The 19014-nt window shown below is 71.6% G+C and carries 15 protein-coding genes; 13 read left to right on the plus strand and 2 right to left on the minus strand.

Translation table 11 applies throughout. The features are described 5' to 3' along the window. Positions 1-5 precede the first annotated feature (5 nt). From ACWC0C_RS11605 to ACWC0C_RS11665, 13 genes are all read left to right on the plus strand, one after another. A complete protein-coding gene (locus tag ACWC0C_RS11605; protein ID WP_450863416.1) occupies positions 6-1790 on the plus strand; it encodes a DUF3152 domain-containing protein in 1785 nt (594 codons plus the stop codon). Positions 1791-1846: 56 nt separating this feature from the next. Next, positions 1847-1942 carry an Ms4533A family Cys-rich leader peptide gene (locus ACWC0C_RS11610; RefSeq protein ID WP_449200641.1) on the plus strand — a complete coding sequence of 32 codons (96 nt, stop codon included), beginning with the start codon at positions 1847-1849 and terminating at the stop codon, positions 1940-1942. 175 nt (positions 1943-2117) lie between these two features. Then, a complete protein-coding gene (locus ACWC0C_RS11615; RefSeq protein ID WP_450863418.1) occupies positions 2118-3836 on the plus strand; it encodes an ABC transporter substrate-binding protein in 1719 nt (572 codons plus the stop codon). A gap of 4 nt (positions 3837-3840) precedes the next feature. Continuing rightward, a complete protein-coding gene (locus ACWC0C_RS11620) occupies positions 3841-4869 on the plus strand; it encodes an ABC transporter permease (protein WP_450863420.1) in 1029 nt (342 codons plus the stop codon). After that, positions 4866-5864 (plus strand): ABC transporter permease, encoded by a 999-nt coding sequence (locus ACWC0C_RS11625; protein WP_450863422.1) that lies wholly within the window; start codon positions 4866-4868, stop codon positions 5862-5864. Before ACWC0C_RS11620 ends, ACWC0C_RS11625 begins: the two co-directional genes overlap by 4 nt. Further along, a complete protein-coding gene (locus ACWC0C_RS11630) occupies positions 5861-7489 on the plus strand; it encodes a dipeptide ABC transporter ATP-binding protein (RefSeq protein WP_450863423.1) in 1629 nt (542 codons plus the stop codon). Before ACWC0C_RS11625 ends, ACWC0C_RS11630 begins: the two co-directional genes overlap by 4 nt. A gap of 201 nt (positions 7490-7690) precedes the next feature. After that, positions 7691-9397: a DUF3492 domain-containing protein gene (locus ACWC0C_RS11635; protein ID WP_450863425.1), complete on the plus strand. Its 1707-nt coding sequence runs from the start codon at positions 7691-7693 to the stop codon at positions 9395-9397. A gap of 383 nt (positions 9398-9780) precedes the next feature. Further along, positions 9781-10953, plus strand: coding sequence for a hypothetical protein (locus tag ACWC0C_RS11640; protein WP_450863427.1), 1173 nt, complete (start codon positions 9781-9783; stop codon positions 10951-10953). A 325-nt stretch (positions 10954-11278) separates the two neighbouring features. Next, a complete protein-coding gene (locus tag ACWC0C_RS11645; RefSeq protein WP_449200647.1) occupies positions 11279-12238 on the plus strand; it encodes an NAD-dependent epimerase/dehydratase family protein in 960 nt (319 codons plus the stop codon). Next, a complete protein-coding gene (locus tag ACWC0C_RS11650) occupies positions 12226-12975 on the plus strand; it encodes a spherulation-specific family 4 protein (RefSeq protein WP_450863429.1) in 750 nt (249 codons plus the stop codon). Before ACWC0C_RS11645 ends, ACWC0C_RS11650 begins: the two co-directional genes overlap by 13 nt. Positions 12976-13038: 63 nt before the next feature. Next, positions 13039-14217: an adenylyltransferase/sulfurtransferase MoeZ gene (gene moeZ, locus ACWC0C_RS11655; protein ID WP_450863431.1), complete on the plus strand. Its 1179-nt coding sequence runs from the start codon at positions 13039-13041 to the stop codon at positions 14215-14217. A gap of 180 nt (positions 14218-14397) precedes the next feature. Beyond that, positions 14398-15228, plus strand: coding sequence for a hypothetical protein (locus tag ACWC0C_RS11660; RefSeq protein WP_450863433.1), 831 nt, complete (start codon positions 14398-14400; stop codon positions 15226-15228). Beyond that, positions 15225-15599 carry a winged helix-turn-helix domain-containing protein gene (locus ACWC0C_RS11665; protein WP_450863435.1) on the plus strand — a complete coding sequence of 125 codons (375 nt, stop codon included), beginning with the start codon at positions 15225-15227 and terminating at the stop codon, positions 15597-15599. The genes ACWC0C_RS11660 and ACWC0C_RS11665 overlap by 4 nt, the downstream gene beginning before the upstream one ends. Before the next feature lie 112 nt (positions 15600-15711). Here ACWC0C_RS11665 and ACWC0C_RS11670 read toward each other — a convergent pair whose 3' ends face one another. Further along, entirely contained in the window at positions 15712-17271 is a 1560-nt protein-coding gene (locus ACWC0C_RS11670) for an alpha/beta hydrolase (protein WP_450863436.1), read from the minus strand. Positions 17272-17403: 132 nt separating this feature from the next. Further along, entirely contained in the window at positions 17404-18948 is a 1545-nt protein-coding gene (locus ACWC0C_RS11675) for an alpha/beta hydrolase (protein ID WP_450863438.1), read from the minus strand. Between the last annotated feature and the right edge of the window lie 66 nt (positions 18949-19014).

Here is a 19014-nt window from a genome sequence, read left to right on the forward strand (position 1 = left end):
CCCGCGTGGGACGCCACAGCCGCCGCGGCCCGGCCCCGAAGGACGACTCCGCGGACATAGCAGCCAGGCGCACGGCACAGGGGGATGCGGACACTCCGGGGGAGGGGACCGGACCGGCGGCGCCCTACCGGAGGTCGTACGGGGAGGGCGCGCGGGGACCCCAGGGGCCTGGTGGTTTCCCCGGCGCTTCCGGAGCTTCCGGTAGTCAGGGTTTCGCGGGTCTTCCCGGTGCGAGGCCTGTGTCCGGCCCGTCCGGTACCGCCGCCGCACACGTGCCAGGGCAGCGTCAGGCACCGCCGGCCGGCACCGGTACAGCCGGTCATCCGCCGCGGGGCCCGCAGTGGCCGTCGGCATTCCCGGACGGTACGCCCGCTCAGGGGGTGCCGCGTTTCGGCGACGGCACGCCTGGGCGTGGGGTGCCCCGCTACCCCGACGGCACGCCGGCACACGGTGTTCCGAGGTTCCCTGACGGGACCCCTGCGCACGGCGTTCCGCGTTTCCCCGACGGCACCCCCGCGCATGGCGTGCCCCGGTTCCCTGACGGCACCCCCGCACACGGCACGCCGAGGCTTCCCGACGGCACCCCCGCGCACGGTGTCCCTCACCTCCACCAGGGTGCTCCCCTTCGCGGTGGTCACCCCGAGCAGCGGGAACCCGGCGGTGGATGGGGCGAGTTCGCGGGGGCGGCCGGTCCCGGTGTCGTACTTCCCCGGCAGCGGCCGACGGGGCGCGGGCCCGGTGCCGGACCTCGGCAGGACTACCTCGACGCCTTCGCCGACGGACGGGACGGCGCTGTAGGGGGCGAGGGCGACGTCGACGTCTTCGCGCCCCGTCCGCACCAGCCCCGCCCCGCCGAGCCGCACCCGGCCGACGCGCCGGAGGCGGACGGCGGCGACGCCCCCGCCGTCGGCCTGCCCACGCAGAGCCCGGCCGGCCTGCCCACGAGCCCCGCCGGCCTGCCCGAACAGCGCACCGTCGACCTTCCCGCACAGCGCTCCGGCGGCAAGGGGCGGGCCTTCACCGGCATCGCCGCGGCCGCTGTCACCACCGTGCTCGCGGTGGTCGTCGCCGGGCAGGTGGCCGCGAAACACGACGACGACGCCGTACAGTCACGGTCCGCCACCGACCAGGCCCCCGACGCGGGCGCCCAGGGAGGGGAGAGCCCGTCCGCCTCGCCCGGCACGGTCACGCTGTCGTACGAGCAGAAGATGGACCGCACGTACCCGCTCGGCGCCACGCTGAAGGCCTCGGGGAAGTTCGACGCCGTGCCCGGGTTCGCCAAGGCGCCCGGCAAGGGACAGAAGTACACCTACCGCGTGGACATCGAGCAGGGTCTCGGTCTGGACGGCGAGCTGTTCGCCGAGGCCGTGCAGAAGACCCTGAACGACGACCGCAGCTGGGCCCACGGCGGCGCCCGCACCTTCGAGCGGATCTCCTCCGGCAAGCCCGACTTCGTGATCACGCTGGCCAGCCCCGGTACGACCGCCACGTGGTGCGCCAAGTCCGGGCTGGACACCACGGAGGACAACGTCTCCTGCGACTCGGCAGCCACCGAACGAGTGATGATCAATGCATACAGGTGGGCCCAGGGCAGCACGACATATGGGGACAAAATCCACGCCTATCGGCAGATGTTGATCAATCATGAGGTCGGTCACCGGCTCGGCCACGGCCATGTGACGTGCCAGAAGAACGGCGAACTCGCCCCCGTCATGCAGCAGCAGACCAAGTTCCTGGACCATGACGGAATCCACTGTCTGCCCAACCCCTGGCCCTATCCCAGGAGTTGACGGACGCCGCTCATGTCACATTGACATGAGTCGCAAGGTCGTTCATATTTCTGCCCATGTGGTCCCGTCACGCCGCCCAGGAGAGCGCAGCCATCGAGCTGGCGCTCATCGGCGTGACCGCACTCTGCGTGGCCGACATCCACTGTCGCTGACGCCGCCGCCCTGGCGTTCGCGTCGCGACTTTTCTCTTTTCCTTCGTCCGTGACCGTGTCACGGCGTTTTTCGACGACCCGACGCCGAGGCCGACGTCTGTCCGCAGCCGTCTCACCCCTCGTCCACATGTCTCATCTTTCGAGAAACCCGCTCACCCGAGAGGTCGTCATTCCGATGCGTCAAACGTCCGTCATAGCGCGCCGTGTGGCAGCGGCATCCGTCAGCCTGGTCGTGGCAGCGGGCGCCGCCGCCTGCGGCCCTGAGGACAACGATGCCAAGGGCTCAGGTGGCGACTCCACGCCCCACAAGGGCGGCACCCTCACGGTGCTGAACTCCGAGCAGCAGACCGACTTCGACCCCGCCCGCCTCTACACCTCCGGCGGCGGAAACGTGCCCTCCCTCGTCTTCCGCACCCTCACCACCCGCAACCGCGAGAACGGCGCGGCCGGCGCCAAGGTCGTCCCGGACCTCGCCACCGACACCGGGCGCCCCAGCAAGAACGCGACCGTGTGGACGTACACCTTGAAGAAGGGCCTCAAGTACGAGGACGGTACGCCGATCGCCTCGGCCGACATCAAGTACGGCATCGAGCGCTCCTTCGCCCCCGAACTCTCCGGCGGCGCGCCCTACTTGAGGGACTGGCTGGTCGGCGCCGCCGACTACCAGGGCCCGTACAAGGACAAGAAGGGGCTCTCGGCGATCGAGACGCCGGACGCGCGGACCATCGTCTTCCATCTCGACAAGCCCGAGGGCGAGTTCCCGTACCTCGCCACGCAGACGCAGTTCACCCCGGTGCCCAAGGGCAAGGACAACGGCACCAAGTACGAGGAGCACCCGGTCTCGTCCGGCCCCTACAAGGTCGTCAAGAACGAGAACGACGGCGAGCACGTGCTCCTGACGCGCAACACGTACTGGTCGGCGGCCACGGACGACGAGCGCAAAGCCTACCCCGACACGATCGACGTCCGCTCCGGTCTGGACTCCTCCGTGATCAACCAGCGGCTGTCCGCGTCCCAGGGCGCGGACGCGGCGGCGGTCACCACGGACACCAACCTCGGCCCGGCCGAACTCGCCAAGGTCAGCGGCGACAAGGAGCTGGCCGCGCGCGTGGGCACCGGCCACTTCGGCTACACCAACTACATCGCGTTCAACCCGACCGTGAAGCCCTTCGACAACCCGAAGGTGCGGCAGGCGATCGCCTACGCCGTCGACCGGTCCTCGGTGGTCAACGCGGCCGGCGGCAGTGCGCTGGCCGAGTCCGCGACCACCTTCCTGCCCAACCAGAAGTCCTTCGGCTACACGCCGTACGACCCGTTCCCGGCCGGTGCCTCCGGCAACCCGGCCAAGGCCGAGGAGCTGCTCGCCCAGGCCGGTTACAAGAGCGGTCTCACGGTGACACTGACCCACTCCAACGCCAAGAACTTCGAGACCAGCCCGGAGATCGCGACCGCCCTCCAGGACGCCCTCAAGAAGGCCGGCATCACGGTCAAGCTGCAGGGCCTGGAGGACAACGACTACCGGGACAAGATCCACGGCGTGAAGACCGAGCCCGGTTTCTTCCTCGCGCACTGGGGTGCCGACTGGCCCTCCGGCGGCCCCTTCCTCGCCCCGATCTTCGACGGCCGGCAGATCGTCAAGGACGGCGCGAACTTCAACACGGGCCTGCTCAATGACAAGTCGGTCAATGACGAGATTGACGCGATCAACAAGTTGACCGACCTTGACGCCGCCGCCAAGCGCTGGGGTGCACTGGACAAGAAGATCGGCGAGAAGGCCCTCGTCGTGCCGCTGTTCCACCCGGTCTACAAGCGCCTGTACGGCAAGGACGTCAAGAACGTCGTCATCAGCGACTGGACCGGCGTCCTCGACATCTCCCAGGTCGCGGTGAAGTAGCGCCGTGAGCGAGGCACTTGTCGCCGTCGAGGCCGCCGGGACGGAGTCGTCCGTCCCGGCGGCATCGGGGGCACGTCAGTTCTGGCGGCGGCTGCGCACGCAGCGCGCCGCCCTGGTCGCCGCGGCCGTCGTCGCGCTGCTCGTCCTGATCGCGCTCGCCGCGCCGCTGCTCACCGCGCTGGAGGGCCAGGACCCCAGCACGTACCACCCGTCCCTGATCGACTCCGCGCGCGGGGGCGTGCCCATCGGCTCCTTCGGCGGCATCGGTGCCGACCACTGGCTGGGCGTCGAACCGCAGACCGGACGCGACCTGTTCGCCCGGCTGGTCTACGGGGCGCGGGTGTCGCTGGGGGTCGCGCTGGCGGCGACGGTGGTACAGGTGCTCCTTGGCCTCGTCATGGGCGTGGCCGCCGGTCTGGGCAACCGCTGGGTCGATCTGATCCTGAGCCGCATCACCGACATCTTCGTCTCGATGCCGCTGATGATCATGGCGCTCGCGCTGCTCGCCGTCGTCCCGAACAGCTTCCCCCGCCCCGTGCTCGTCGCCCTCGTCATCGCCCTGGTCTCCGGCTGGAGCACGACCGCGAAGATGGTGCGCGCCCAGACCCTCACCCTCAAGAACCTCGACTATGTCGCCGCGGCCCGGCTCAGCGGCTGGGGCACCTGGCGGATCGCCGTACGCGAACTGCTCCCGGGGCTCGCCGCTCCGGTCATCACGTACGCGGCCCTGCTGGTCCCGACGAACATCAGCGGCGAGGCGGCCCTGTCCTTCCTCGGTGTCGGCGTGAAGCCGCCGACGCCTTCCTGGGGACAGATGCTGACCTCCGCCGACGTCTGGTACCAGGCGGCCCCGCAGTACCTGCTGCTGCCCGCCGGCGCCCTGTTCGTGACCGTGTTCGCGATGACGGTCCTCGGCGACGGAGTCCGCGTCGCCCTCGACCCGCGCGCGGCCTCCCGCCTGCGCATCGGCACCGGCCGCAAGCGTGAGGCCCGCGCGGAGACGGCCGTACCGAAGAAGGAGGACCGGGCATGAGGGGCCTCAGCGGCTTCGTCCTGCGCCGCGTCATCGGCGCCGTGGTCACCCTGTTCATCCTCTCGGTGATCATCTACGTCGTCTTCTACGTCACCCCCGGCAACGTCGCCCAGATCACCTGCGGCCCGCGCTGCTCGCCGGAACAGGTCCACCAGGTGGCCCGGCAACTGCACCTCGGCGACCCGCTGTACGTGCGCTACTGGCACTTCCTGCAGGGTCTCTTCGTCGGCCAGGACTTCTCCACCGGAACGTCCGTCGAGCACTGCTCGGCGCCCTGCCTCGGCCAGTCGTACCAGACCGACCAGCAGGTCACCGACATCATCCTGACCAAGCTGCCGGTGAGCTTCTCGCTGGTGCTCGGTGCCATGGTGATCTGGCTGCTGCTGGGCGTCGGCACCGGCGTGCTGTCCGCCTGGCGGCGCGGCCGGTTCAGCGAGCGTGTCCTGACCGCGGTCACCCTCGCGGGCGTCGCCACCCCCGTCTTCGTCATCGGCCTGGTGCTGATGGTCGTCGTCTGCGGCGAACTCCAGCTGCTGCCCTTCCCGCAGTACGTGAACTTCACCGACGACCCCGAACAGTGGGCCTGGAACCTCCTGCTTCCCTGGCTCTCCCTCGCCCTCGTCGAATCGGCCAACTTCGCACGGCTGACCCGGGCGTCGATGCTGGAGACGCTGGCCGAGGACCACATCCGTACGTTCCGCGCCTACGGTGTCGGCGAGCGCGCGGTGATCGCACGGCACGCGCTGCGCGGTGCGACGGCCTCCGTGATCGCGCTGAACGCGGTCACCTTCGGCTCGGCCGTCGGCGGCGCCGTCCTCACCGAGACCCTGTTCGGCCTGCCCGGCATCGGCCAGGAACTGGTGCACGCGGTGAAGGTCGTCGACCTTCCGGTGGTCGTCGGCATGGTCCTGGTCATCGGCTTCTTCGTGGTCCTCGCCAATGCCGTCGCGGACGTCCTGTACGCGGTGGCCGACCGACGGGTGGTGCTCGCATGAGCCTGGTGGAAGTCACGGACCTGAGCGTCGAGTTCGGCTCGCTGCGGGCCGTCGACGGACTCTCCTTCAGCCTGGCGAAGGGCGCCGCGCTGGCCCTCGTCGGCGAGTCCGGCTCCGGCAAGTCCACGGTCGCGGGCGCCCTGCTGGGCCTGCACCGGGGCACGGGAGCCCGGGTCACCGGCTCGGTCCGGGTGGCCGGCACGGACGTACAGGAGGCCACGGACGAGGAGTTGCGGCGGCTGCGCGGCGCCAAGGCCGCCATGGTCTTCCAGGACCCGCTGTCCTCACTGGACCCGTACTACGCGATCGGCGACCAGATCGCCGAGGTCTACCGCGTGCACACGCGCGTGTCGCGTCGTACCGCACGCGCGCGTGCCCTGCAGGTGCTTGAGCGGGTTGGAATTCCGGACGCACTGCGACGGTCCCGGTCCCGCCCGCACGAGTTCAGCGGCGGCATGCGCCAGCGCGCCCTCGTCGCCATGGCCCTCGCCTGCGAGCCCGACCTGCTGATCGCCGACGAGCCGACCACCGCCCTCGACGTCACCGTCCAGGCCCAGATCCTCGACCTGCTGCACACGCTGCGCGAGGAGACCGGCATGGGTCTGCTGCTCGTCACCCATGACGTGGGCGTCGCCGCCGAGAGCGTGGACGACATCCTCGTCATGCGGCACGGCAGGGCCGTCGAGCGCGGCCCGGTCGGCACGGTCCTCGCGGCGCCCGCCGAGGCGTACACCCGCGAACTCCTCGACGCCGTCCCGCGCGTGGACGCCCGCCGCACCGGCTCCCAGGCCTCCGACGAGGTCGTGCTGGAGGCCACCGGGGTGCGGCGCGAGTTCGGGCGCGGCCGACGGACGTTCGCGGCCGTGGACGACGTCTCGCTGACCGTCCGCCGCGGCGAGACCCTCGGCGTCGTCGGCGAGAGCGGCAGCGGCAAGACCACGCTCGGCCGGATGCTGGTAGGGCTGCTGGAGCCGACCGCCGGCGCGATCCGTTACGAGGGCTGCCCGCACACCACGGTGAACCCGGCCGTCCAGATGGTCTTCCAGGACCCCGTCTCCTCCCTCAACCCCCGCCGCAGCGTGGGCGAGTCCGTCGCCGACCCGCTACGCGCGCGTGGCATGGGGATCGCCCCGCGCGAGCGCAGCCGAGAGCGGGGGAGCGACGAGGAACGCATCCGGGGGCGCGTGGTGGAACTGCTGGAGCGCGTGGGGCTCGACAGGGCGCACTACGACCGCTACCCGCACGAGTTCAGCGGCGGCCAGCGCCAGCGCATCGGCATCGCCCGCGCGCTCGCCGCCGAACCGCGCGTCATCGTCTGCGACGAGCCGGTCTCCGCGCTCGACGTCACCACGCAGGCCCAGGTGATCGAGCTGCTGGGCGAACTCCAGCGGGAACTCGGCCTCGCGCTGGTCTTCATCGCGCACGACCTCGCCGTCGTACGGCAGGTCAGCGACCGGGTGGCGGTGATGCGCCGGGGCCGGATCGTCGAGTACGGGCCGGCCGACGAGGTGTACGACAGCCCCCGCGAGCCGTACACCGAGCAGCTCCTGGCCGCCGTACCCGCGCTCGACCCGGAGCTTGCGGCCCGGCGGCGTGCGGCCCGGCGTGAACCCGCCGTGGCGTAACGTTTCGCGCTTGAGTGATGACGCTCTGAACCCATACCGCGACGGAACGCGACCCGCACGCGAAAGTTACGACCGTTCACCCCTTTTGGTGGCGCGATGGACAACCGTCCGTCGCGCCACCGCCTTGTCCGCTTACGTTCGTCCCGCTGCGAACCGCCGGGACAACGGCGGCTCACCGGACGGGAGATCGGGGGTGCACACGTGCGCATCGGACTGCTTACGGAGGGTGGCTACCCGTATGTGAGCGGTGACGCCGGACTCTGGTGCGACCGGCTCGTGCGCGGGCTCGAGCAGCACGAGTTCGACATCTACGCGCTCAGCCGCAGCCGACACCAGGAGGACGACGGCTGGGTCGCGCTCCCGCCGCACGTCGGCCGGGTGCGTACGGCGCCGCTGTGGACGCCCGAGGACGACGGGGCCGCCCTCGGACGGCGCACGCGCCGGCGCTTCACCGAGCACTACGGCGAACTGGTCGGGGCGTTGTGCGCCGGGACCGCCGCCGACGCCCCCTCCGAGGGCGGGGCCGCCGATCTGCCGGACCGTTTCGGCAGTGCCCTGTACGGACTCGCCGAACTCGCCCGCGACAAGGGCCCACTGGCCGGCGCCCTGCGCTCGGACGCCGCCGTACGCACCCTGGAGCGCGCCTGCCGCGCCCCCGGCGCGCTGCGCACGGCGCGCGAGGCGCGCGTACCCGATCTGCTCACCGTCGCCGCGCACCTCGAACGCGGCCTGCGCCCCCTCTCCCTCGACTGGTACGGCGACGACGGCCTCGGCGCGGCCGACCTCTGCCATGCCGCCGCCGGAGGCTCCGCCGCCCTCCCCGGGCTGCTCGCCCGGCACTTCTGCGGCGTACCGCTGCTCGTCACCGAGTACGGCGTGCAGCTCCGCGCCCACTACCTGACCCTCGGCCCCGACACCGCCGCCCCCGCCGTACGCGCGCTGCTCGGCGCCTTCCACAGCCGGCTCGCCGCCGAGGTCTACCGGCGCGCCGAGATCCTCACCCCCGGCAACGCCCACGCCCGCCGCTGGCAGGAACGGTGCGGCGCCGACCGGGCCAGGATCCGCACGGTCCACCCGGGCATGGACGCCACCCGCTTCGCGGAGGTCGGCGAGGCCTCGGACCGCGCCGACCCGGACACGCTGGTCTGGGTCGGCCGCGTCGAACCCGCCAAGGACCTGATCTCGCTGCTGCACGCCTTCGCCGAGGTGCGCAAGGAGCAGCCCAAGGCGCGCCTCAGGATCGTCGGCGCGCCCTGCGGACCCGAGGGCGCGGCCTACCTCGGCCACTGCCGGGCGCTCGCCGCGCAGCTCTTCCCCGACGAGGCGGAGGGCGCGCACGCCGTCGGCGACAACCCGGTCTCCTTCGAGGAGATCGGCAGCCCGGAGGCCCCGACGCTCCCCGAGGCGTATGCCGCAGGCGCCGTCGTCGTCCTCTCCAGCGTCGTCGAGGGCCTCCCCATCGGCCTCGTCGAGGCCATGTTCTGCGGCCGGGCCACGGTGTCCACCGACGTGGGCGCGGTGGTGGAGGTCATCGGCGGCACGGGGCTCGTCGTGCCGCCGCGCAATCCGCGGGCGCTCGCCGAGGCGTGCGTGGCGCTGCTGCGCGACCCCGAGCGCCGGGAGCGCCTCGGCGCCGCCGCGCGCGCCCGGGCGCTCGAACTGTTCACCGTCGAGCAGAACATCGCGGCATTTCACGGCATTTACCTGCAGATCGTTTCGCACTGTCCCGTCCGCAGGGTCGTCCTCGACGCGGCCGGCGAGCCCCTGCCGTTCGCCACCCCCGCCGAGTCCCACGTCCCCGGTCGCTGGACCGGCCCCACGGCCCGTGTGCTCCCCCTGGGCGTCCCCGGCTGGGCCACGGGCACACCGGTACGTGCCACGCCGCTGGCCGCTGCCGAGGGGGCGTGATGGCCGTACAGGACGACGACCGCCTTGACGGAGACACCGAAGGTGGGGTGGGCGAGTTGAGCGAAGGGGGCGCACTGGGTGCGCTGGGTGCGCTGCGCGCATGGGGAGACCTTGGCGCACCCGGTGGCGGGGCGGCGGACGAGCCGGAGGGGGCGCGGTCGGCTGATGGTGTGTCAGGGGCTTCCGGTGACGGGGGTCGGTTGGCGAGTGCGTTGGGCGGGCTGGACCGGCCCGGGAGGCCCAGCGGTGCCGAGCCGTGGGACTCGCGGTCGGGAGCCTGGCTCGGGGGAGACGGGAGCGGTGAGGCGGCCTGGGCCGACGGGACCTCGTCGGATCGTGCAGGGCGCGGGGATCGCGCGGGTCGCGCGGGCTCGTCCGTGCCGATGGCCAACTCGCGGTCCGGCAACGGGAAGTCGGGCAGCCAGGAGCCGGGGAAGCGGCGCGGCGCCGTACCCCGGCGGGGAGCCGCCGACCCCGTCAAGGCCCTGCTGCACCGGCACCGTGAGCTGTGCGAGCGGGCCGTGGACCCGTTGGAGATCGCCGCCGGGCTGGAGGCGCACGGTGTCACCGACCGGACCGCCGCCCGCTTCCGCCACCGCGACGTCTTCTCGCTCGCCGAGGAGCTGTACGCGCGCGTGCCGCGCGATGGTGAGCAAGGCCCGAAGACCCAGCCCCTGCCCGTACCCCGCGTCCGCGCGGAGTGGGTCCTGCTCACCCTGCTGCCCGGTGCCCTCGGCGCGGCCACCGCCGCCGGGCTGCGCCTCATCCACGGAAACCCCCGCCTCCTGGTTGCCGTCGCCGGCATCCTGGCCGTCGCGCTCGCCACGCGTGCCGCACTGCGCCGCAGCCCCCTCGCCGGCCCGCCCGGCACACACGCCTGGCGCACCGGAAACGGCACGCGCGCGTGGACGCTCTGGCTGCTCGGGTACGCCCTCCTCGGCGACGGTCTCCTCAGTGCCGTCGTGACGGGCGGCCCCGGCGCCCTGCCGACCGGCGCCCCGGACGGCCCCTGGCCCACCGCCACCGCGCCCGCCCTGGCCCTCGCCCTGGCCTGCGCCCCGGCGGCCTGGTGCGCCCACCTGCTCGGCGCGGGCGCCCGCCGCAGGCTTGCCGGCAGCCGGGGCCTGGAGGACTTCACGGCCGCCGCCAGGCCGTTGCTGCTCGGCACGTTCGCCCTGTTCCTGGGCGCGCTGACCGCACTGCTCCTGGTGTGCGGCACCGTCCTGCACGCACCCGCGGCCTACCCGCAGACCCTCGCCCTGGGCGCCCTGCTGCTGCTCGCCCGCCTGCTCACCGTGCACCACCACCGGCACGCCCCCGCCGTGGCGCTCGGTGCCGCGGCGGCCACGGAGACGGTGGCCCTCGCCCTGCCGCTGGCCGCGAGACTGCCCGGCTGCGCCGTCCTGGCGGTCCCCGTCCGCACCCTCGTGAACGCCTGGGGGGAGGCCGCCGTCCCGGCCCTCGCCTGCGGCACCGCTGCGCTGGCCCTGCTGCTCCACGCCGGCCGCACCCTCACCCGGGCCTCGGCGCACGCGCCCACGGGAGTCCCCGAGTGAACCTTCCGCCACCGGCCCGAACCACCGCCGAAGGCGGCCGCACCACCCCTTTTGTTTGAAGGAGAAGCCAGATGACCACCTCCCGACTCGGAGCGTCCGGAGCCCCCGGAACCGCCGGCGCGTCCGTAGCTGCCGCAGCGGCAGGCCCAGGAGCCGCCGGGACCGCCGGAGCCGGGGTCCAGGGAATCACCGGATCCGCCGGCACCGAAAGAGCGGGCGGCCCCGGCACGCCCTCCTGGCCCGATGCGCCCTCTTGGCCCCATGCGCCCTCCTGTCCCACCGGCCCCGCCGGTCACGCCGTCGCGCACACCCCGGGAGCCGCCCGATGAGGGTCCTGCTGATCGGAGCCAACGGATACATCGGCCGTTTCGTCGCCGACCGCCTGCTCGCCGACCCGGCCGTCCAGCTCACCGCGCTCGGCCGCGGCGACGACGCCGACGTCCGTTTCGACCTCGCCAGCGGCAGTCCCGGCGCCCTCACCCGCTTCCTCGACGCGGTGCACCCCGGGGTCGTCGTCAACTGCGCCGGAGCCATCCGGGGCGGCGCCCGCGAACTCACCCGGCACAACACCGTGGCCGTCGCCACCGTCTGCGAAGCCCTGCGCCGCAGCGGCTGCGGTGCCCGTCTGGTGCAGATCGGGTGCAGCTCCGAGTACGGGCCGAGCCAGCCCGGCTCCTCCACCGCCGAGGACGCCGTACCCCGCCCCGGCGGTCCGTACGGAGTGAGCAAGCTCGCCGCGACCGAACTGGTTCTCGGCTCCGGCCTGGACGCCGTCGTGCTGCGCGTCTTCTCACCGGCCGGCCCCGGCACCCCGGCCGGCTCCCCGCTGGGCCGGCTCGCCGAGGCGATGCGGCGCGCGATGCAGTCCGGCGACGGCGAGCTCAAGCTCGGCGGCCTCGGCGTGCAGCGCGACTTCGTCGACGTACGCGACGTCGCCCGCGCCGTGCACGCCGCCTCCCTCTCCGCCGCGCAGGGCGTCATCAACATCGGCTCCGGCCGCGCCGTCCGGCTCCGCGACGCCGCCGCCGTCCTCGCGCGCGTGGCCGGATACGGCGGTGCCCTGCACGAACTCGACGCCCCGCCCGGCCCGCTGCGCAGCGCCATCGGCCATCCCCGCGCCGACTCCGACCACATGGCCCCGGTGGCGTACCCGTACCCGGACGGCTGCGGCAGCTGGCAGCAGGCCGACGTGCGCACCGCGCGCGACCGGCTCGGCTGGCGGCCCCGCATCAACCTCGAAGAATCCCTGGCCGACATCTGGATGGAGGCGGCATGCCGCATCTGACCAGCACGACCGCAGGCGCCACGAGCACCGGCCTGCGCACCGCCCTCGGCGTACCCGGCTACGCCCACCCGCTCGTCGCCCCCGCCCAGTGGGCCGAACTCGCCCGCCCGGGCACCCCACTGGACTGGGTGGTCCTGAACGTGGCCGCGGGCCCCGGTACCCGTCCGGACCCGCACTGTCTGGAGGCCGCGGGGAGGCTGCGCGGCGCCGGCGTCCCGGTCCTCGGCCATCTGGACCTCACCCACGGCGCCCGCCCCTTCGGCGATCTGCTCTCCGACGCCCACCGCCACCTCGACTGGTACCGGGTCGACGGCTTCCTGCTGGACCGCTGCCCCACCGACCGCACCGAGCTCCCCGAGGTCCGCCGTGCGGTCACCACACTCCGGGCGATCAGTGACACCGCCCACATCGTCCTCGGCCACGGCAGCCACCCGCACCCCGGGTACGCGGAGCACGCCGACCAGCTGGTGACCTTCGCCGGCGCCTGGTCCGACTACCGCTGGTCGCAGGTCGCCGAGTGGACCGCGGACTATCCGCCCGACCGCTTCTGCCACTTCGTGCACAGCGTGCCCCGCGGCCACCTGGAGGAGGCGCTGCGCATCGCCCGCTGGCAGGGGGCCGCGACGATCTACTTCACCGACCACACGGACCGCCGCGGCCGCGCCGACCCCTGGGAGACGATGCCCGGCTACTGGGACGAAATCGTCTCGCGTATCGGAACAGGTGTCTCGGAATGAAGAAGGCCGTGGCAGTGTTACGGGGAGAACAATTGTAGTGATTGACCGACCAACGGAGTCCCCGTGTCGCTGCCACCCCTGGTCGAGCCAGCTCCTGAGCTCACCGTAGACGAGGTCCGCAGGTACTCCCGCCACCTGATCATCCCCGACGTCGGGATGGACGGGCAGAAGCGGCTGAAGAACGCCAAGGTGCTCTGCGTGGGCGCCGGCGGACTGGGCTCGCCGGCGCTGATGTACCTGGCCGCCGCCGGTGTGGGCACCCTCGGCATCGTGGAGTTCGACGAGGTCGACGAGTCGAACCTGCAGCGCCAGATCATCCACAGCCAGTCCGACATCGGCCGCTCCAAGGCCGAGTCCGCCCGTGACACCGTCAAGGGCATCAACCCGTACGTGGACGTGGTCCTTCACGAAGAGCGGCTCGAGGCCGAGAACGTGATGGACATCTTCAGCCAGTACGACCTGATCGTCGACGGCACGGACAACTTCGCCACCCGGTACCTGGTCAACGACGCCTGCGTGCTGCTGAACAAGCCGTACGTCTGGGGTTCGATCTACCGCTTCGACGGCCAGGCATCCGTCTTCTGGTCCGAGCACGGCCCCTGCTACCGCTGCCTCTACCCGGAGCCCCCGCCCCCCGGCATGGTCCCCTCCTGCGCCGAGGGCGGCGTCCTGGGCGTGCTGTGCGCGTCCATCGGCTCCATCCAGGTCAACGAGGCCATCAAGCTCCTCGCGGGCATCGGCGAGCCGCTGGTCGGCCGCCTGATGATCTACGACGCCCTGGAGATGCAGTACCGCCAGGTCAAGGTCCGCAAGGACCCGAACTGCGCGGTCTGCGGCGAGAACCCGACCGTCACCGAGCTCATCGACTACGAGGCCTTCTGCGGCGTCGTGTCCGAGGAGGCCCAGGCGGCGGCCGCCGACTCCACGATCACTCCGAAGCAGCTCAAGGAGTGGATCGACGAGGGCGAGAACATCGAGATCATCGACGTCCGCGAGCCGAACGAGTACGAGATCGTCTCCATCCCGGGCGCCAGGCTGATCCCGAAGAACGAGTTCCTCATGGGCGCCGCCCTGGAAACCCTCCCGCAGGACAAGAAGATCGTCCTGCATTGCAAGACGGGTGTCCGCAGTGCGGAAGTCCTCGCCGTCCTGAAGTCCGCGGGCTTCGCAGACGCCGTCCACGTCGGCGGCGGCGTCATCGGCTGGGTCAACCAGGTCGAACCGCACAAGCCCGTCTACTGACAGCGGCCTCGCTGACCAGCGAGCGATAAGAAGCCCACGGCTCTGACCAGCTCAGACGCCGTGGGCTTCTGTCGTTGCTCTTGATTGCCATGTACTTTGTAGTGCAAAGTTACCCCGGTGGGCGACCGCCCGGCGGTCTGCTCACGAGCGCTACTGAAGCGCCAATCACAAGGGGGATAGATGGGAACATCCGCACCGAGCGGCGCGGAATCGGAGCCGAGGGCGACCGCGGCCGCCTTGTTGGCCGCGACGGAAGGCCTCCGGACCAGGACCCGCACGCAGACGAACGGCGCTTGGACTCCTCTCCTTGGCTTCGGACTCCTCGCACTGGCGGCTGTCCCGATCGCCCGGTACGCCTTCAACTTCGGAGCCCACGGGCGCGACATCGCGTCCTATCCAGCCTTCGCCTACGCCGAGCTGAGCGGCCTGTGCGTCGTCCACGAACCGGGAACCCCCTGCCTGAAGGGCGAGTTCGACGGCGCCGTACTGCGTTTCACGGCCTGGGGCGTGTGGTTCGCGCTCCTCCCCCTCGCATGGTTCGTCTTCGCCCGCTGGTACCGGCTGCGTGGCGAGGTCCGGGGCATCGTCCCCCGACGTGGCATGTGGGTCCGCGTGACCATCGCAGCCACCACAGCGATCACGGCAGCCCTGTTGGCGCTGCTGTTCGGCAAGGACCAGCCATGGGAGGCCGTACTGCTGGAGAACAGTTATGCCTCCCCGTGGTACCTGGTCGGCATCGGACTCCTCGCCCTCGGCTTGGCCGAACGCAGTTGGATCGCCGCAGCAGCCGGCACCGCTCACGCCCTTCTGCTCACGGGGTACCTGGGAGCCTCCTGGGGCAGCGGATGGCTCCCCTGGCAACACCCCGCCCACCCCGGCTGGGCCGACGGACCGCAAACCAAGGCCTTTCTGCTCGCCGCCATCCTGCTCCTCGCCGGTCTGTGCGAGTGGACGGCGGTCCGCCGCCGGGCCGCGCCCGATGCCGCAGGTGAGGGTACGGTCCTCTCATGAGCGTCGAAGGCTCGACCGCTGCGCCGGGCAACCAAGAGGGACTGCATCCGACCCAGGCGCTGGATGACACCGTCCACCAGCGTGTGCGGCTCGGCGTCCTCACAGTTGCCCGCGAAGCCGACCGGGTCGAGTTCGGCTTCCTGAAGAAGCAACTGGCCGTCACCGACGGAAATCTCTCCCGGCACCTGAAGGTGCTGGAGGAGTCCGGAATGATCACCGTGGAAAAGGGCTACGCCGGTCGACGCCCCCGAACATGGGTTGCCCTCACCCGCGAAGGTGCGCAGGCCCTGGACGCCGAACTCCGTGCCCTACGTGCACTCGTGCTACGCCTGGAGAACCCCCGACTCGCTACCGGCACACCCGACAGGTGATCACCGGTTTAGGAGAGGGGCTGGGGCGTCGCGCCAGAAGCAGGCCCTGGCGACTCTCACCCTCGGGGCGGTGGATCGAGCCCTCGAGGACGGCCTGGACGCGGATGACATGTCAGGAGCAGACCTTGCCGTCCTTCGGCACCGTCCCGTTCACCAGGTAGGCGTTCACCGTCGAGTCGACGCAGTCGCTGCCGTTGCCGTACGCCCCATGTCCCTCGCCCTTCCAGGTGAGTTCGACGCCGACCCCCTTGCCCAGCCCGTCGGCCATTCTGCGCGCGCCCTCGTACGGCGTCGCCGGGTCGCCGGTGTTGCCGACGAGCAGGATCGGTGCCGCTCCCGGCGCGCTGACCTGCGGGGTGTCGAACTGGCCCGGCACCGGCCAGTCGTGGCACCAGCCGGCCGTGTCCCAGCCCAGGAAGTCCCCGAACACCGGCGAGATCCGCTCGAACTCCGCCAGCCGCCTCTTCGTCTCGGCGAGCGTCGGCCGCTCCTTCTCGTCCAGACACGATATGACCCGCTGGGCGTGGGACGTCGTGCCGTAGTGCCCCGAGGAGTCCCGCTCGTTGTAGTCGTCCGCGAGGGCCAGCAGCGGTGAACCGTCGCCCTGCTCCGCCGAGTTGAGCGCGCTGGTCAGCCGTGGCCAGCTCGACTCGCTGTACAGCGGCAGGACGATCCCGGTGACCGCGAGGGTCTCGGTCAGCTTCCGCCCGGACTCGGCCGGCAGCGGCCGGGTGTCGATCCGCTTCAGCAGGGCCGCGATCTTCCGGGTTCCCTGTGCGGGGTCCTGGCCGGTGGACCTCAGATAGTCGTCCAGCGCCCGCTGGAAGCCGCGGGTCTGGTTCTCGGCATGGCCCACCGTGTCCGCGGTCGGGTCGACCACCGCGTCGAGGATCATCCGGCCCACCCGCTTCGGGAACAAGTGGGCGTACACACCGCCGAGTTCGGTGCCGTAGGAGATGCCGAAGTAGTGCATCCGCGTGTCGCCGAGGACCTGGCGCATCAGGTCCATGTCGCGCGCGCTGTCGGTGGTGGACACATGGGACAGCAGTGTGCCTGCGGCCTTCTGGCAGCCCTTGCCGAAGTCGGCGGCGTCCTGGAGGTACGCCTTCTCCTCCTGTGGGGTGTCCGGTGTGGCGTCCACGTCCTCGGCGGCCTCGATCTGCCGGTCGCCGCGGCAGCGGACGCCCTCGCTGGCACCGACCCCGCGCGGGTCCCAGCTCACCAGGTCGTAGCGATCATGGAGTGTCGAGACGGTGTCCGCGTAGTACGGCATCATCGACACGCCCGAGCCGCCGGGGCCGCCGAAGTTGAACAGCAGCGAGCCGATGCGGTGCCCGCCGGTCGCCGGTGAGCGGATCAGCGCGAGACCGATCGTCGCACCTTCGGGTTCGGACCAGTTCAGCGGGACCGTGAGCGTTGCGCACCGCCAGTCGCCGCTCGGCGCGGGGGAGTCCCCCGTGGCCTTGCAGCGGTGCCAGTCGAGGTGCTGGGAGGTGAGGGAGGCGGGCAGGTCCGTCGCCGGAGCCGGTGCGGGAGCCGTGCTCGTCCCCTTGCTCTCGTTGCCCTCGTGCCCTTTTCCCTTGCCGTTGTCGTCCCCGCCCGACGAGCCGCCGCAGCCGGCCACCACAAGCGCCGCGGCCACAGCGGCCGTCCAGCGCAGGAATCGCCTCATACGCACCCCCTCACAGGCCCTTCGCGTCGTGCCGCGCCGGGCGTTCAGGCCATGGTAGGCACTCCCGGTCCAGCCCGTGATGGCCTGTGGATAACGCTCTGACCAGCGGTTTCTTCGCGGCTTCGGGGTGTTTCAGGAGCAGACCGCGCCGGCCTTCGGTTCCGCCCCGTCCAGCAGATAGCCGTTCACCGCGCTCTGCACGCACCGGTTCTTGCTGTCGTACGCACCGTGTCCCTGGCCCTTGTACGTCAGCTCGACGGCGACGCCCTTGCCGAGCGCGTCCACCATCTTCTTCGCGCCCTCGTACGGCGTGGCCGGATCGCCGGTGTTGCCGACGACGAGGATGGGCGCCGAGCCGGGCGCGCTGACGTCGGGATGATCGGCGGCGCCCGCCACGGGCCAGTCGGTACAGCTGAGCATGCCCCAGGCCAGGTAGTCCCCGAACAGCGGCGAGACGGCTCGGAATTCGGGCAGTTTCCGCTGGACGTAGTCGACGGTGTACCGCGGCTTCTCGTCGGCGCAGTTGATGGCGATGTTCGCCGCCGTGATGTTGCTGTACTCGCCGTTCTCGCTGCGGCCGTTCATCGAGTCGGACAGCAGCATGAGGATCTTGCCGTCGCCCGCGTACGCCTGCTCAAGACCCTCGGTCAGGTACTCCCAGAAATCCTTCGAGTACAGGGACTGTGCGATGCCGTTGATCGCGGCGGTCTGGGTGAGCTCACGCGGCGCGATGCCGGGGATCGGCTTCTTCTCCAGGTCGTTCAGCAGTTTCGCGATGCGGTTCTTGACGTCCTGCGGGGTGCTGCCGACGGGGCATTCCGAGGTCTTCGAGGCGCAGTCCTCGGCGAAGTTGTCCAGCGCGAGCTGGAAGCCCTTGGCCTGTCCCAGCGCGCTCTGTTCGGGGTCCTGCGTGGGGTCCACGACGGCGTCGAGCACGGCCCGGCCGACGTTCCCCGGGAACAGATGGGCGTACACGCCGCCGAGTTGGGTGCCGTAGGAGATGCCGAAGTAGTGCAGCTTTTCGTCGCCGAGGACCTGGCGGATCAGGTCCATGTCGCGGGCCGCGTCCGTGGTGGCCACGTGCGGCAGGATCTTCTTGGAGTTCTTCTCGCAGGCCGCGTTGAACTGCTTGGTCCGGTTCAGGAGTTGGGTGCGCTCGGTGCTGTCGTCGGGGGTCGCGTCCTGCTGGAAGTACACGTCCAGCTGGGAGTCGCTCTCGCACTTCACCGGTGCGCTGCGGCCGACCCCGCGTGGGTCGAAGCTGACCAGGTCGTAGCGGGTGCGCAGGGCGGCGTAGTCCTCGGCGAACGCGGGCAGCGTGCTGACGCCGCTGCCGCCGGGGCCGCCGAAGTTGAACACGAGCGAGCCGATCCGCTTGCTCGCGGGGCCGCTGGCCCTGGCGCGGATCAGGGCGATGCCGATGGTGTCGCCCTTCGGGTTGCCCCAGTCCATGGGCGCCTTCATGGTGGCGCACTGCCAGGTGCCGCCGCCCGGCAGCGGCGAGGGTGCGCTGCCACCGCCCTCCGCCTGGGACGGAGCGGGGCAGTCCTTCCAGTCCAGGTTCTGCGCCGCGAGGTCGCCGTCCTTGGCGCCGTCACCGCATCCGGCCAGCACGGCGGACAGCAGCACGGCGGTGGTGGTCAGAGCGGTAGCGCGCAGCCGGGAGGGATTCGCCATGTTCCCCATCCTGGGGGCGCGCACGCCGGTGCGCGCGGGGCACGGGCCGTACGAGGTACGCGCACC

The organism is Streptomyces sp. NPDC001709 (genome assembly GCF_053596375.1).